Here is a 15,342-nt window from a genome sequence, read left to right as displayed (position 1 = left end):
GTTATAGGCAGACTAAAAGCGAGGCAAGCATGGACAAAGGGCACAAGGCCGGTATTGACGGGGATCAATGGGCGCAGTGCGTGCGGGATCATGGATGGTTGTGGAATGCCGCCACTGGCAAGGCCACGGCGACGCTGATCCTCGCCCACGGCGCCGGCGCACCGATGGACAGCGACTGGATGAGCGACATGGCTGCACGCCTCGCCGCACAAGGCGTCAACGTGTTGCGCTTTGAATTTCCCTACATGGCGCAGCGGCGCCTCGACGGCGGCAAGCGCCCACCGAATCCGGCGCCGAAACTGCTCGAATGCTGGCGCGAGGTGTATGCCCAGGTGCGACGCCATGTCACTGGGCCGCTGGCCATCGGCGGCAAGTCCATGGGCGGGCGCATGGCCAGTTTGCTCGCCGATGAGTTGGGCGCGGATGCGCTGGTGTGCCTGGGGTATCCGTTTTATGCGGTGGGCAAGCCGGAGAAGCCACGGGTGGAGCATTTGGCTGCTTTGAAAACCCGAACCCTGATTGTGCAGGGCGAGCGCGATGCGTTGGGCAATCGCGAGGCGGTCGAGGCTTACACGTTGTCACCGAGCATTGAGGTGTTCTGGCTGGCGGCGGGGGATCATGACTTGAAGCCGTTGAAGGCTTCCGGGTTTAGTCATGAGCAGCATTTGGCGGCTGCGGCGGGCAGGGTGGCTGGTTTTTTGTAAGAAGCAAGATCAAAAGATCGCAGCCTTCGGCAGCTCCTACAGGGGGAATGTGGTCCCTGTAGGAGCTGGCGCAGCCTGCGATCTTTTGACTTTGCTGTCAGCGGTTGAACCGCTCCACCAACGAATACTGGGTATTCGCGGTTTTGGTCAGCTCTTCACTCAACAACGCCGAGTTCTGTGCCTGTTCCGAGGTCTGGTCCGCCAGCGCCGAGATGTTGCTGATGTTGCGGCTGATTTCTTCGGCCACGGCACTTTGCTCTTCGGTCGCGGCGGCGATCTGGGTGGTCATGTCGGTGATGTTGGCCACCGCTTCACTGATCCCCACCAGCGCCTGGTCCGCTTCCAGCACCCGCGCCACGCCTTCTTCCGCCTGACGATGCCCGGCTTCCATGGTTTGCACCGCAGTACCGGCGGTTTGCTGGAGCTTGGCGATCAGCGCATGAATCTGCCCGGTGGACTCGCTGGTGCGTTGCGCCAGCTGACGGACTTCGTCGGCCACCACCGCAAAACCACGACCCATCTCACCGGCGCGGGCCGCTTCGATGGCGGCGTTCAGGGCCAGCAGGTTGGTCTGGTCGGCGATGCCTTTGATCACGTCGACCACACCACCGATTTCGTTGCTGTCCTTGGCCAGCTGGGTCACGGTCACGCCGGTTTCACCCACCACCACCGACAGGCGCTGGATGGCTTCGCGGGTTTCCCCGGCGATGTCACGACCGCGACCGGTCAGCCGATTGGCTTCCTGGGTGGCGTCGGCGGTGCGTTGCACGTGGCTGGCGACTTCCTGGGTGGTCGCGGCCATCTGGTTGACCGCGGTGGCCACCTGCTCGGTCTCGACCCGTTGACGTTCCAGGCCGCTGGAGCTGTTGTGCGCCAGGGCATCGGACTGCCTGGCCTGCTCGGTCAAGTGCTCGGCCGTATCCTGCAGACGCGTCAGACAGGTTTTCAAGCGTGCTTCCTGACTGAGGATGGACATCTCCAGCTGCGCCTGGGCGCCGCGACTGTCGGTGTACATCTGTGCGATCAATGGGTCGGAGGTGGTCTGCTCGGCCAGGCGCAGCAAACGCTTGATACCGCGCTGTTGCCACTGCAGGCCCATCAGGCCCAGCGGCACCGAGAGACCGGCGGCCAGGGCAAAACCCCAATGGGAGTTCAGCGATGCACCGATCATGAAACTCAATTGGCTGACCAGAATGAACGGCAGCCAGTCCTGCAGGATCGGCAGCCATTTGTCCGAGGAGGGAATGGCCGACTTGCCCTGGTTGATGCGTTGGTAGAGCGCTTCGGCACGGCGGATCTGTTCGGCGGTGGGCTTGACCCGCACTGACTCGTAACCGACCACCTGATTGCCTTCGAAGACCGGTGTCACATAGGCGTTCACCCAGTAGTGGTCACCGCTCTTGCAGCGATTCTTCACAATGCCCATCCATGGCAAGCCTTGTTTCAGTGTGCCCCACATGTGTGCGAACACCGCGGCCGGGACATCGGGGTGACGGACCAGGTTGTGCGGTGCACGGATCAGCTCCTCTCGGGAAAACCCGCTGATTTCGACAAAGGCGTCGTTGCAGTAGGTGATCATGCCCTTGGCATCGGTGGTGGAAATCAACCGTTGCTGGGCCGGGAAGGTCCGCTCGCGTTGTGTAATTGGCTGGTTGTTACGCATGGCTTTTTTAATCCGCAAGGCTTTCAAGTGCTGTATCGGCAAGACCGGCGGATTGTTGAGGTTATTTTTCGAAAATCAGCGATGCGTCGCAAAATGACCCTTGCGTCAGCCGGCGAGCATCGGATAGGTGAACAGGCTGAAGTGCAGCAGGTTCAAGCCGAAGTGAGTAGCGACGGCTGCTGTCAGTCCTCCAAAACGGTAGGCCAGGCCATAGCCGATCCCGGCCAGGCTGGCCAGCAGGACCCATTGCCAGCCTGCCCCGGCATGGGCCAGGCCGAAGATCAACGAAGCCAGGAGCAGGGCAAGGTTTTCGCCATGGCGCAGGTTTTTCAGGCAACGGCTCAGGCCACCCTGGATGTAGCCGCGGAACAGCGCTTCCTCGACCAGCGTCACCAGCAGCAGATTGTTCAGTAGCCACAGCCAGGCCTGATCAGGCCATTTCGGCGCCCAGGCGATGACACCCAGCAGCAGCGCACCGCCCAGCGCCAGCACGGCACTCAAAGTCAGCGCAATGGCGCTGGAAGGCAGGAACAGGCGCAGGGATCGCCGACTGACAATCCACGGGCAGACCAGCAACAGCCAGAAACCGATCAGGGGCTTATCAAGGTTCAGGTACATGGAAAACGGCACCGCGTCGTCGGTGAAACGCTGCGGCGCTATGACTTGACCGTTATGGAAGCCGGGCCACCAATGCGTCGCCAGGGCCAGCGCGAGAATGATGAACAGGCCATGACCGAGGTAGCGACCGAACTGAAGCGTTTGCTGGCGAACGGCAAAACCGCAGACCAGCAGTAAAGCGACGGAAATCATCGCTGACCAACTCATGCTGCTGAAATACAGTGCCATGCAGTAGCCGATGGAGAGGAGGAACAGAAAAATCCATTGCGTGGCAACCATGTGAAGTCCTTGAGCCGAAGTCTTGCGAACGCCCCTGATGTTCTGTGGGAGCGGGCTTGCTCGCGAAGAGGCCATAACATTCAACAGTTATGTCGACTGATACACCGTATTCGCGAGCAAGCCCGCTCCCACATTTGCTCATGTGTCAGGCATGAAAGGGTGAGCATGAGGCGAGCGATTGTACTGGCGGGCTCCCAGACAAAAAACACCGCCCGAAGGCGGTGTTTGTATCAGCGCATGGCTAGGAGGCAATCAACTGCCGCAACACGTAATGCAGAATCCCTCCGGACTTGAAGTACTCCACCTCATTGAGCGTATCGATGCGGCACAGCACCTCGATCTTCTCGCGGTTGCCGTCCTCGCGGGTGATGACCAGTGTCAGGTTCATCCGTGGCGTCAGCTCGACACCGGTCAAGCCGAGGATGTCCAGGGTTTCACTGCCGTTGAGGTTCAGGCTCTTGCGGTTCTGATCCAGCTTGAACTGCAACGGCAGCACGCCCATGCCCACCAGGTTGGAGCGGTGGATGCGTTCGAAGCTTTCGGCGATGACCGCTTTGACGCCCAGCAGATTGGTGCCTTTGGCCGCCCAGTCGCGGCTCGATCCGGTGCCGTATTCCTGGCCGGCAATCACCACCAGCGGGGTGCCCGATGCCTGATAGCGCATGGCGGCGTCGTAGATCGGCATTTTTTCCCCGGTGGGAATGTAACGGGTGTTGCCGCCTTCCTCGCCGCCGAGCATTTCGTTGCGAATGCGGATGTTGGCGAAGGTGCCGCGCATCATCACTTCATGGTTGCCGCGTCGCGAACCGTAGGAGTTGAAGTCCCGCGGTTCCACGCCTTTGTCGCGCAGGTACTGCCCTGCCGGGCTGTCCGCCTTGATGTTGCCGGCGGGGGAGATGTGATCAGTGGTCACCGAGTCGCCGAGCAGGGCGAGAATGTTCGCTGCGCTGACATCCTTGACCACGGGCGGCGGGCCGCCGATGTCGTCGAAGAAGGGTGGGTGCTGGATGTAGGTCGAGTCGTCCTGCCAGACATAGGTCGCCGCTTGCGGAACCTCGATCGCCTGCCATTGTTCGTCTCCGGCAAACACTTCGGCGTATTCCTTGTGGAACATGGCGGTGTTGACCTGGCTCACCGCATCGGCGATTTCTTTGCTGTTGGGCCAGATGTCGCGCAGGTAAACCGGTTTGCCGTCCTTGTCTTCGCCCAGCGGTTCGCGGCTGAGGTCGGTGCGTACCGTACCCGCCAACGCATAGGCGACCACCAGTGGCGGAGAGGCCAGCCAGTTGGTTTTCACCAGGGGATGCACCCGGCCTTCGAAGTTGCGATTGCCCGAGAGTACCGATGCCACGGTGAGGTCGGCTTGCTGGATGGCTTTCTCGATGGGTTCCGGCAGCGGCCCGGAGTTGCCGATGCAGGTGGTGCAGCCGTAGCCGACCAGGGCAAAGCCCAGTTCATCGAGGTAGCGGGTCAGGCCGGCCGCCTTATAGTAGTCGGTGACCACCTTCGAGCCGGGGGCCAGCGAGCTCTTCACCCAGGGTTTGCGTTTCAGGCCTTTTTCCACGGCCTTCTTCGCCACCAGCCCGGCCGCCATCATCACGCTCGGGTTGGAGGTGTTGGTGCAGGAGGTGATGGCGGCGATGACCACGGCGCCGTTTTTCAGGCGATAGGTCTGGCCTTCGTAATCGTAATCCGCTTCACCGGCCATATCTGCGTTGCCGACGGCGACGCCACCACCCCCTTCACTTTCGAGGCGACCCTCTTCCTTGCTGGTGGGTTTGAATTGCAGGTCGACGAAGTCGCTGAAGGCTTGCGCGACATTCGGCAGCGACACCCGGTCCTGCGGGCGTTTTGGTCCCGCGAGGCTGGCTTCGACGCTGCCCATGTCCAGCGCCAGGCTGTCGGTGAACACCGGCTCCTGGCCGGGCAGGCGCCACAGGCCCTGGGCCTTGCTGTAGGCCTCGACCAGTTGCACTGTTTCAAGGGGGCGGCCGGACAGGCGCAGGTACTCCAGCGTGACGTCGTCCACCGGGAAGAAACCGCAGGTGGCGCCGTATTCCGGCGCCATGTTGGCGATGGTCGCGCGGTCGGCCAGCGGCAGGTCGGCTAGGCCGTCGCCGTAGAACTCGACGAATTTGCCCACCACGCCTTTCTTGCGCAGCATCTGGGTGACGGTCAGCACCAGGTCGGTGGCGGTGATGCCTTCCTTGAGCTTGCCGGTGAGTTTGAAACCGATGACTTCGGGAATCAGCATCGACACCGGTTGCCCCAGCATCGCCGCTTCCGCCTCGATACCGCCGACACCCCAGCCGAGCACGCCGAGGCCGTTGATCATGGTGGTGTGGGAGTCGGTGCCGACCAGGGTGTCGGGGAAGGCATAGGTGCGGCCGTCCTCGTCCTTGGTCCAGACCGTGCGACCGAGGTATTCAAGATTCACCTGGTGGCAGATCCCGGTGCCCGGCGGCACTACGCTGAAGTTGTCGAAGGCACTCTGGCCCCAGCGCAGGAACGCATAGCGCTCGCCATTGCGCTGCATTTCAATGTCGACGTTCTGCTCGAAGGCGCTGCTGCTGGCGAACTTGTCGACCATCACCGAGTGGTCGATCACCAGGTCCACCGGCGACAGCGGGTTGATGCGCTGTGGATCGCCGCCGGCCTTGGCCATCGCCGCGCGCATGGCGGCCAGGTCGACCACGGCGGGAACGCCAGTGAAGTCCTGCATCAGCACCCGCGCCGGGCGGTACTGGATTTCCCGGTCGGAGCGGCGCTCCTTGAGCCACGCGGCCAGTGCCTTGAGGTCGGCGCCGGTGACGGTTTTTTCGTCCTCCCAGCGCAGCAGGTTCTCCAGCAGGACTTTCAACGACATCGGCAACTTGTCCAGCTCGCCCAGGCTCCTGGCGGCGTCGGGCAGGCTGAAGTAGTGGTAGGTCTTGTTGCCGACTTGCAGGGTTTTCAACGTCTTCAGGCTATCGAGGGACGGCATTACGATCACTCCTTGAAGTCCGCACGGCTACGGACTGAGGGGACGGACAGAGCCTTAAACCTAGCCCTGTTTTCGGTAGCTGGCTAATAACTGGACTCTATGGACAGACCCCAGGTTCCGATCTCGGCTATCATGCGCCGGTTTTCGTGACAGGCTTTGCTTCAGGGCAAGCCTGGGCATCGTGCAGTGGCCGAAATTCATCGCCATTGCCCAGGAGTAAGAATGAACACCCTATTCATGCATTGCCGGCCGGGCTTCGAAGGTGAAGTCTGTTCCGAGATTTCCGACCTCGCCGCGCGCTTGAACGTGGCCGGCTACGCCAAGGCCAAAGCCGCCACCGCTTGCGCCGAATTCGTCTGCACCGAAGAAGACGGCGCCGAGCGCCTGATGCGCGGGCAGCGTTTCGCCGAGCTGATCTTCCCGCGCCAGTGGGCCCGGGGGATTTTCATCGATCTGCCGGAAACCGACCGCATCAGCGTGATCCTCGCCCATATGGCGGACTTTCCGCTGTGCGGCAGCCTGTGGCTGGAAATGGTCGACACCAATGATGGCAAGGAACTGTCGAACTTCTGCAAAAAGTTCGAAGTGCACCTGCGCAAAGCGCTGATGGCCGCCGGCAAACTGGTGGAAGACGCTCACAAGCCGCGGCTGTTGCTGACCTTCAAAAGTGGTCGTGAGGTGTTCATGGGGCTGGCCGAGTCGAACAACTCGGCGATGTGGCCAATGGGCATTCCCCGTTTGAAGTTTCCTCGGGAGGCGCCGAGCCGCTCGACCCTGAAGCTGGAAGAGGCCTGGCATCACTTCATCCCGCGCGACCAGTGGGACGAGCGTCTGCACAGCGACATGACCGGCGTCGACCTCGGGGCTGCTCCGGGTGGCTGGACCTGGCAACTGGTCAACCGCGGCATGCTGGTGACCGCCATCGACAACGGCCCGATGGCCGAAAGCCTGATGGACACCGGTCTGGTGCAACACCTGATGGCCGACGGTTTCACCTTCAAGCCCAAGCAGCCGGTGGACTGGATGGTCTGCGACATCGTCGAGAAGCCGGCGCGCAATGCGGCGATGCTGGAAGAGTGGATCGGTGACGGCCATTGCCGCGAGGCGGTGGTCAACCTCAAGCTGCCGATGAAACAGCGCTATGCCGAGGTGAAGCGTCTGCTCGAGCGCATTGCCGAGGGTTTCAAGGCGCGGGGCATCAAGGTTGAGATCGGCTGCAAGCAGCTGTACCACGACCGTGAGGAAGTGACCTGCCATTTGCGCCGGCTGGACGTGAAGAAACCCAAGTCCCGCTGATACCGACGGACCAATGTGGGAGCGGGCTTGCTCGCGAAGGCGTCGTGTCAGTCGACGTCAACGCTGCTGACACACCGCTTTCGCGAGCAAGCCCGCTCCCACAGGTCAGTGGTCATCCCACAAGGGCGGCGTAATGCCACAGGTGACCGAACACCCGGCAATGCGCGACAATGCCGGCCAGTTTCAGGAGTGAATCATGAGTGAAATGCTTGATACGCCGGTAGACGGCACCCTCGATGCCACCGGCCTCAACTGCCCCGAGCCGGTGATGATGCTGCACCAGCACATCCGTGACCTGGTGCCCGGTGGCCTGCTCAAGGTCATCGCCACAGACCCGTCGACCCGTCGTGACATTCCCAAGTTCTGTGTGTTTCTCGACCACGAACTGGTGGCGCAGCACGAGGAGGAGGGCACCTACCTCTACTGGATTCGCAAGAAGTCCGGCTGATGACACCCAAAAAAAGACCTGCAAACGCAGGTCTTTTTGTTTGTGCAGTCAGCCCGCCGAGCGGCTGTTACGAATTCGCCGGCGCGCACTGAGCGTCAGGCGGATCGACAACATCAGCGCCGCGCAGCTCAAACCGGCAATCAACCCTTCCCACAGCCCGCTCGGGCCACTGGCCGGACCGAACCAATCGGTCAGTCCCAGCACGTAGCCGACCGGCAGGCCGATGCCCCAATAGGCGAACAAGGTCAGGATCATGGTCACCCGGGTGTCCTGATACCCACGCAACGCGCCCGCGCATATCACCTGGATGGCATCGGAAAACTGGTACAGCGCGGCATACACAATCAACATCGACGCAATCTGGATCACAGCCTTGTCAGGCGTGTAGATCGAGGCGATAGGTTCGCGCAGGAGCAGGATCAGGGCCGCCGAGAACGCCGCGAACACCAGTGCCGCGCCGAGCCCGACCTTCGCCGCGAAACGCGCCTGCCAGGGATTGCCGGCCCCCAGTGCCTGACCGACGCGCACGGTCACCGCCATGCCCAGCGAATAAGGAATCATGAACAGCAACGAGCTGATATTGAGGGCGATCTGATGCCCGGCCACCACGGTAGAGCCGAGACTGCCGATCAATAGCGCGATGACCGCGAAGATGCTGGACTCGGCAAAGACGGCAATGCCAATCGGCAGGCCAATGCCGACCAGACGCTTGATCACGGCCCATTGCGGGCGGTCGAAGCGCACCAGCACCCGGGTGCGGGCATAGAAGGGGGCCCAGAAGGTCCAGCCGGCCATGCTCAACGCCATGAACCACATCACGATGCCGCTGGCCCAGCCGCAACCGACGCCGCCCAGGGCCGGTGCGCCGAAATGGCCGTAGATCAACGCATAGTTCAGCGGGATGTTCAGCAGCAGGCCGCACAAGCCGATGACCATGCTCGGGCGGGTACGCCCCATGCCATCGCTGTAGCAGCGCAATACGTAATAGAACGCCATGCCGGGAAACCCGAAAGCGATCCCGTGCAGGTAACCCATGCTCGGCTCGATCAATTGCGGATCGACTTTCATCCAGTGCAGGATCGGCTCGGCGCCGAGCAGCAGGCCGCTGCCGATCAAGCCGACACACAAGGCCAGCCACAGCGCCTGGCGCACCAGCGGGCCGATCTCGTCGAACTGCGCGGCGCCAAAGCGTTGTGCGACCTTGGGTGTGGTTGCCAGCAGAACGCCGGACATCAACAGGTAGACCGGAATCCAGATCGAGTTGCCCAGGGCCACCGAAGCCAGGTCCCGTGGGCTAACGCGGCCGGCCATCACCGCATCGACGAAGCCCATGGCCGTGGTGGCCAGTTGCGCGATCATGATGGGCAGGGCCAGGCCGAGCAGGCCCTTGAGTTCCAGGCGAACGGGTGTCGTGCGCGCAGGAGCGGTGGCGACGGTACTTTCAATAACAGGATTCAATAGCGAAACGTCCAAGAGGTTTTGATGCACAGCCGCGCATTCTACGCGTTGACGCGGCAGTCAGGAAAAGACCCGTGTTATGGATTTGTAATCTCTGTAGGAGCTGCCGCAGGCTGCGATCTTTTGACTTTGTTTTTAAGAGCAAGATCAAAAGATCGCAGCCTCCGACAGCTCCTACACGGTATGCAGGCTAGGCGTAACGAGGCATCTACGCCTACACTGCCGATCCGCCAAAGGAGCCTGCCATGCTGATTGTTGCCGACGAAAATATCCCCCTGCTCGATGCCTTCTTTGAAGGCTTCGGTGAAATCCGCCGGGTGCCGGGTCGCGCCATCGACCGTGCCACGGTCGAGCAGGCCGATGTGCTGTTGGTGCGTTCAGTGACCAACGTCAATCGCGCGCTGCTCGAAGGCAGCAAGGTGCGCTTTGTCGGTACGTGCACCATCGGCACCGATCATCTGGACCTGGATTACTTTCAGCAGGCCGGCATCACCTGGTCCAGCGCACCGGGCTGCAATGCCCGCGGCGTGGTCGACTATGTGCTCGGCAGCTTGCTGACCCTGGCCGAAATCGAAGGGGTCGACCTGACCCGGCGTACCTACGGCGTGGTCGGCGCCGGCGAGGTGGGCGGCCGACTGGTCAAGGTCCTGCAGGGCCTGGGCTGGAAGGTGCTGGTGTGCGATCCACCCCGGCAGGCGACTGAAGGCGGCGACTACGTCAGCCTTGAGCAGATCATCGAACAGTGCGACGTCATCAGCCTGCACACGCCGCTGACCAAGCAGGGGCCTCAATCGACCTGGCATCTGTTCGATGAAAAACGCCTCAACCAGCTCAGATCCGGTACCTGGCTGATCAATGCCAGCCGCGGACCGGTGGTCAACAATGCGGCACTGCGCGATGTGCTGCTGGAACGCGAAGACCTGCAAGCAGTGCTCGATGTCTGGGAAGGTGAGCCTGAAGTCGACGTGGCGCTGGCTGAGTTGTGCGTGCTGGCCACGCCGCACATTGCCGGTTACAGCCTCGACGGCAAGCAGCGGGGCACCGCGCAGATTTATCAGGCCTATTGCGATTTCCTCGGGCAACCGGCCCGCGTCAGCCTGAGCGATTTGCTGCCGGCACCCTGGCTGTCGCACGTGACCCTGAATGCGCAAAGCGACCCGGCCTGGGCCTTGGCGATGCTGTGCCGTGGCGTGTATGACCCGCGTCGTGACGATGCGGATTTCCGTCGCAGCCTTGTCGGCAGTGTCAGCGAACAGCGCGCGGCATTCGATGTGTTGCGCAAGAATTATCCTTCGCGCCGTGAGATCGACGGGTTGCAGGTGCGGATCGAGGGGGATGCGCCTGAGTTGCAGCGGATTGTGGCGGCGTTGGGGGCGGCGGCAATCTGATAGACCGTGGCGGCCCTTTCGCGAGCAAGCCCGCTCCCACACTGGATCTTCATGCACCACAAATCCCCTGTGGGAGCGGGCTTGCTCGCGAAGGGCGCCCCACAATGTCCAGACAGGCGCCCATAAAAAACCCGGCCAACAATGGGCCGGGTCAAGAAGACGGTGGCTATATCACTCTTGTTCGGCAGGCTTGACCAATCGCTTTTCCAGTTCGCTGCAAGCTTTCTGGATCATTTCTTCAGTGATCGGTACTTCGCGGCCTTGCTCGTCGATAATCGAGCAGCCCAGAGACTGGTCTGGTTGCGTGCGGATCACTTGAATCTTGTCATCGCTGCTGTGTTGCAAGGACATGGCCTGTCTCCTCATCAGGTAGTGTGCTTACTGTAGAACCGCCAGGTGACCGGGCTATGACAACTCCCTGCGATCTTTCCGGGGGGACAGAACCAGTGCAGCAGAAATGCCTTCGCGTGGCTACCCGAACTTTAGACCAATAGCGTCTAGCCTCTAGTGTTGGTGGACATAATTAACCTGACTCATTGTGATTTGCAGCGAGCCACCCCATTGAGCGGTGTAGGCTGACCCTAATGATTGTCTTGTCCCGGAAGTTTGCGATGCTCTCTGCCCGTCACCGCCGTGCTGTTCGCCTGGCCAGTCGATTCATTGCGCCGTATCGCTGGCAGGCCTTCGGCGCCTTGCTGGCGTTGGTCGTCACCGCTGGTATCACCTTGTCCATGGGGCAGGGCATCCGCCTGCTGGTGGACAAGGGGTTCATGACCCAGTCGCCACACCTGCTCAATCAGTCCATTGGCCTGTTCATGTTGCTGGTCGTGGGGCTGGCGATCGGAACCTTTGCACGGTTTTACCTGGTGTCGTGGATCGGCGAGCGCTGCGTCGCCGATATCCGGCGTGATGTGTTCAATCACCTGATCTACCTGCACCCGGGTTTCTACGAAGACAATCGCAGCTCCGAAATCCAGTCCCGCCTGACCGCCGACACCACGCTGCTGCAATCGGTCATCGGGTCTTCGCTGTCGTTGTTCCTGCGCAATCTGTTGATGGTGATCGGCGGGATCGTCCTGTTGTTCATCACCAACCCCAAGCTCACCAGTATCGTGGTGGTGGCCTTGCCCCTGGTGATCGCGCCGATCCTGATTTTCGGTCGCCGGGTGCGTAACCTCTCGCGCCTGAGCCAGGACCGGATTGCCGACATCGGCAGCTATGTTTCCGAAACCCTGGGGCAGATCAAGACCGTGCAGGCCTACAACCATCAGGTCCAGGACGAGCGACGGTTTGCCGTGACCGTGGAGGAGGCGTTCAACACCGCACGCAAGCGCATCTTCCAGCGGGCGTGGTTGATTACCCTGGTGATCGTGCTGGTCCTGGGCGCGGTCGGGGTGATGCTCTGGGTCGGCGGGATGGACGTCATCGCCGGGCGAATTTCCGCCGGCGAGCTGGCGGCGTTCGTGTTCTACAGCCTGATCGTCGGCAGTGCGTTCGGCACCTTGAGCGAGGTGATCGGGGAATTGCAGCGGGCAGCCGGCGCGGCCGAGCGGATTGCCGAGTTGTTGCGTTCGGAAAACATCATCCTGCCACCGGTCGCGGGCGCGGTGACGCTGCCGGAACGGGTCGAGGGTCGCCTGCAACTGCAAAATGTGCGTTTTTCCTACCCGTCGCGGCCGGAAAGTTATGCCGTCGACGGCTTGAGCCTGACGGTCAATGCCGGTGAGACGCTGGCGCTGGTCGGGCCATCCGGGGCCGGCAAGTCGACGGTGTATGACTTGCTGTTGCGTTTCTACGACCCGGCCGAGGGGCGCATCCTGCTCGATGGCGTGCCGTTGACTCAACTCGATCCGCTGGACCTGCGCCGCTGCTTCGCCCTGGTGTCACAGACCCCGGCGCTGTTTTTCGGCAGCATTGAAGACAACATTCGCTACGGCAATCCGCAGGCGACGCTGGCCGAGGTACAGGAAGCGGCAAAGATCGCTTACGCCCATGACTTTATCGAAGCCATGCCCAACGGTTACCAGACTCATCTGGGGGATGGCGGTCTCGGCCTTTCCGGCGGCCAGCGCCAACGCCTGGCCATCGCCCGCGCGTTGCTGGTGGACGCCCCGATCCTGCTCCTCGACGAAGCCACCAGCGCCCTCGATGCCCAGAGTGAGCACCTGATCCAGCAGGCGCTGCCGAGCCTGATGAAGAATCGAACCACTCTGGTGATCGCCCATCGCCTGGCCACGGTGAAAAATGCCGACCGGATCGCGGTAATGGATCAGGGGAAACTGGTGGCGGTAGGGACGCACCAGGAACTGATTGCCAGCAATGTCTTGTATGCACGCCTGGCGGCCTTGCAGTTCAGTGACGGCAAGGCTACCGCCGAACTGTAGGAGCTGCCGCAGGCTGCGATCTTTTGATCTTGAAGACCCCTGACAAAAATGCCCGCATCGTTTGATGCGGGCATTTTTTAGAGCAGGATCAAAAGATCGCAGCCTGCGGCAGCTCCTACATTACCGGTCATTGATCGTCGAAATACCGCTCATGCCAATCCACGATCGGCTGTGGCGAGTTGAGCTTCTGGCCGTAAATCACCGAGTACGACAGCACGTTTTGCACGTACTGGCGGGTTTCGTCGAACGGGATGCTTTCCACCCACACATCGAAACTCAGGTGGTCGGCACCGCGCAACCATTGGCGCACGCGACCCGGGCCGGCGTTGTAGGCGGCGGAGGCGAGGACGCGGTTGCCGTTGAACTGGCTGTGCACCTGGCTCAGGTAAGCGGCGCCGAGCTGGATGTTCTTGTCCGGATCGAACAGTTGCTGTGGCGAGCTATAGGGAATGCTGAACTTGCGTGCGGTTTCCTTGGCAGTGGCGGGCATCAGTTGCATCAGGCCCGAGGCGCCGACCCCTGAGCGGGCATCTTCCATGAAGGCGCTTTCCTGGCGAGTGATGGCAAACGCCCAGCTCGGATGCAGGCCGCGATTCTTCGCTTCACGCACCAGCGTATTGCGGTGGGCCATCGGGAAACGGATATCCAGATCGTCCCAATACTGCGCCTGGCTGATGGTGCGAATGGCCGGGAAGTACCATTTCAGGTCGTAGGCCAGTTTGGCCTGGGCAACCATCTCGTCACGGCTGAAGTGACGGCTGACGTGGTACCACTCGCGGCGACCGTCGACGATTTGCCCGCGAGCGTGGAACTCCAGGGCGCGACGTATGCCGGGGGTATTGCGCACTTTGTTGATCAGCGCCTGGCTCATCACCAGCGGCTTGTTGTTCAGCGAATAGGGCGACTGCGAGCGATCGGCGGCGAGGAAACCATAGAAGTCGCGTTCGCGGGCCAGGTTCTTGTAGAGCGTCTGCACTTCCGGATTCTGCGGTTGCGCCAGTTCCAGGCTGCGGGCCTGCCAGTAACGCCAACGGTTGGTGGTGGCCAGGTCCTGGGGCAGACGGCGGGTCAACTGGTAGGCATCGTCCCAGCGCGCCAGGCGCAGGAGCAGGCGCAGGCGCCATTCGGAAACCGTGTTGTCGCGCAGCTCCGGATCGTATTTGGTCATGACGTCCAGGGCTCGGCCGTCGAAACGTTTGGCGAGGGTCAACCCGATTTCCCGGGCGATTGCGACTTTTTCGTCCCGGGAGAAGTGCATGCTGCTGGCGTAGCCATCGAGCAGGTTCATGGCCCTGTCCGGGTCCTGGCGAGCCAGGCGGCGCAGGCCGAGGCTGACCACGTCGGACATGGCTTCATCGGCCGGGGTGAAGCGCGACGGCTGGTTGAGCAGTTCCGGTTTCTGCGCGACGTCCACCAGCAAGCGACCGCGCGGGGCGAGGGTGGTCAAGCCGTTGACCAGGCTGTTGGCCAGCGGGTAGTTGCGCGCCTGGGCGGCGAGTTTCGCGCGTTCCCAGCGTTTTTGCTCGGTCAGCTGGCCATCGGCGGCCCACATGCCGAACAGGGCATCGCAGGCTTCGGGCTGGGATTTGCCGGTCAGCCAGAGCTTTTCGGTGTTGGCGTAACCTTCGGCCTTGAGGTTGTGACTGATCTGGTACTGCGCATTCAGGCAGTCCAGTTCGGTGAAGTTCATTTTCGGGTCGTAATACTTGACGAAGGTCGCCCAGTCGCCCCGGTCCGCCAGCCAGCGCAACCAGCGCAGTTTCATCCAGTTGGCCTGGGGCAGGTCGCCGTGTTCGGCGAGGAACTTCTCGATTTCGGCGTTGCTCGCGGTTTTCAGGCGCGCGGTCAGTTCGTCATAGGCCAGGTACGGTTCCAGCGGATAATCGGCGAGGGCCTGGCTGTAACGGAAATACGGGCCGGTATCACCCTTGGCCAGGGCGCGCTTGGCTTCATCGTAATATTGGCGTTGGGTGGACAGGTCCACCGCCTGGGCGGATTGAAACGCTGCGGCTGAAAGTAAAAAACACGACAAAAGATTGAAAAGGCGACTGCGCATGAGACGTCCAGGCAGAGAAAACATGGCAAGTGCGGGTCAGGCCCGCACTGAATTGTCTGTAGCTT

General features: G+C 61.7%; 11 protein-coding genes. 5 read left to right on the top strand and 6 right to left on the bottom strand.

Translation table 11 applies throughout. The features are described from left to right. The first annotated feature begins 29 nt into the window (after positions 1-29). Positions 30-704, top strand: a complete 675-nt coding sequence (locus tag AC07YV_RS05715) for an alpha/beta family hydrolase (protein WP_102698750.1) — start codon at positions 30-32, stop codon at positions 702-704. A gap of 97 nt (positions 705-801) precedes the next feature. Here the strand turns inward: AC07YV_RS05715 and AC07YV_RS05710 are convergent, their stop codons facing one another. The 3 genes from AC07YV_RS05710 to acnA form a co-directional block, all read right to left on the bottom strand. Beyond that, positions 802-2,367 carry a methyl-accepting chemotaxis protein gene (locus tag AC07YV_RS05710; RefSeq protein ID WP_102698749.1) on the bottom strand — a complete coding sequence of 522 codons (1,566 nt, stop codon included), beginning with the start codon at positions 2,365-2,367 and terminating at the stop codon, positions 802-804. A 105-nt stretch (positions 2,368-2,472) separates the two neighbouring features. Then, positions 2,473-3,264 (bottom strand): CPBP family intramembrane glutamic endopeptidase, encoded by a 792-nt coding sequence (locus AC07YV_RS05705; protein WP_102698748.1) that lies wholly within the window; start codon positions 3,262-3,264, stop codon positions 2,473-2,475. 241 nt (positions 3,265-3,505) lie between these two features. Next, the gene (acnA, locus tag AC07YV_RS05700; RefSeq protein ID WP_102698746.1) at positions 3,506-6,247 is read right to left on the bottom strand and encodes an aconitate hydratase AcnA; all 2,742 of its coding nucleotides are present in this window, start codon (positions 6,245-6,247) and stop codon (positions 3,506-3,508) included. Between the two features lie 222 nt (positions 6,248-6,469). Here acnA and rlmM point away from each other — a divergent pair, with 222 nt between their 5' ends. Then, complete coding sequence (gene rlmM, locus AC07YV_RS05695; RefSeq protein WP_007974072.1) at positions 6,470-7,543, top strand: 23S rRNA (cytidine(2498)-2'-O)-methyltransferase RlmM; 1,074 nt, start codon at positions 6,470-6,472, stop codon at positions 7,541-7,543. 196 nt (positions 7,544-7,739) lie between these two features. Beyond that, entirely contained in the window at positions 7,740-7,991 is a 252-nt protein-coding gene (gene tusA, locus AC07YV_RS05690; RefSeq protein ID WP_007974070.1) for a sulfurtransferase TusA, read from the top strand. A gap of 48 nt (positions 7,992-8,039) precedes the next feature. On the opposite strand, the gene AC07YV_RS05685 is transcribed toward tusA, so the two are convergent. Beyond that, a complete protein-coding gene (locus AC07YV_RS05685) occupies positions 8,040-9,449 on the bottom strand; it encodes an MATE family efflux transporter (protein WP_102698745.1) in 1,410 nt (469 codons plus the stop codon). Positions 9,450-9,694: 245 nt separating this feature from the next. On the opposite strand from AC07YV_RS05685, the gene pdxB reads away from it, so the two are divergent. Then, a complete protein-coding gene (gene pdxB, locus AC07YV_RS05680; RefSeq protein WP_102698744.1) occupies positions 9,695-10,837 on the top strand; it encodes a 4-phosphoerythronate dehydrogenase PdxB in 1,143 nt (380 codons plus the stop codon). Between the two features lie 171 nt (positions 10,838-11,008). Here pdxB and AC07YV_RS05675 read toward each other — a convergent pair whose 3' ends face one another. Further along, entirely contained in the window at positions 11,009-11,188 is a 180-nt protein-coding gene (locus AC07YV_RS05675; protein ID WP_007974065.1) for a PA1571 family protein, read from the bottom strand. A gap of 233 nt (positions 11,189-11,421) precedes the next feature. Here AC07YV_RS05675 and AC07YV_RS05670 point away from each other — a divergent pair, with 233 nt between their 5' ends. Continuing rightward, on the top strand, positions 11,422-13,221 hold the full coding sequence (locus AC07YV_RS05670) for an ABC transporter transmembrane domain-containing protein (RefSeq protein WP_173900789.1): 1,800 nt from the start codon (positions 11,422-11,424) through the stop codon (positions 13,219-13,221). A gap of 127 nt (positions 13,222-13,348) precedes the next feature. On the opposite strand, the gene AC07YV_RS05665 is transcribed toward AC07YV_RS05670, so the two are convergent. Further along, positions 13,349-15,277, bottom strand: a complete 1,929-nt coding sequence (locus tag AC07YV_RS05665) for a transglycosylase SLT domain-containing protein (RefSeq protein WP_102698742.1) — start codon at positions 15,275-15,277, stop codon at positions 13,349-13,351. Positions 15,278-15,342 lie beyond the last annotated feature (65 nt).

It is taken from the genome of Pseudomonas sp. GW456-E7 (assembly GCF_059424105.1).
This window is presented reverse-complemented; position numbering and strand designations above follow the sequence as displayed.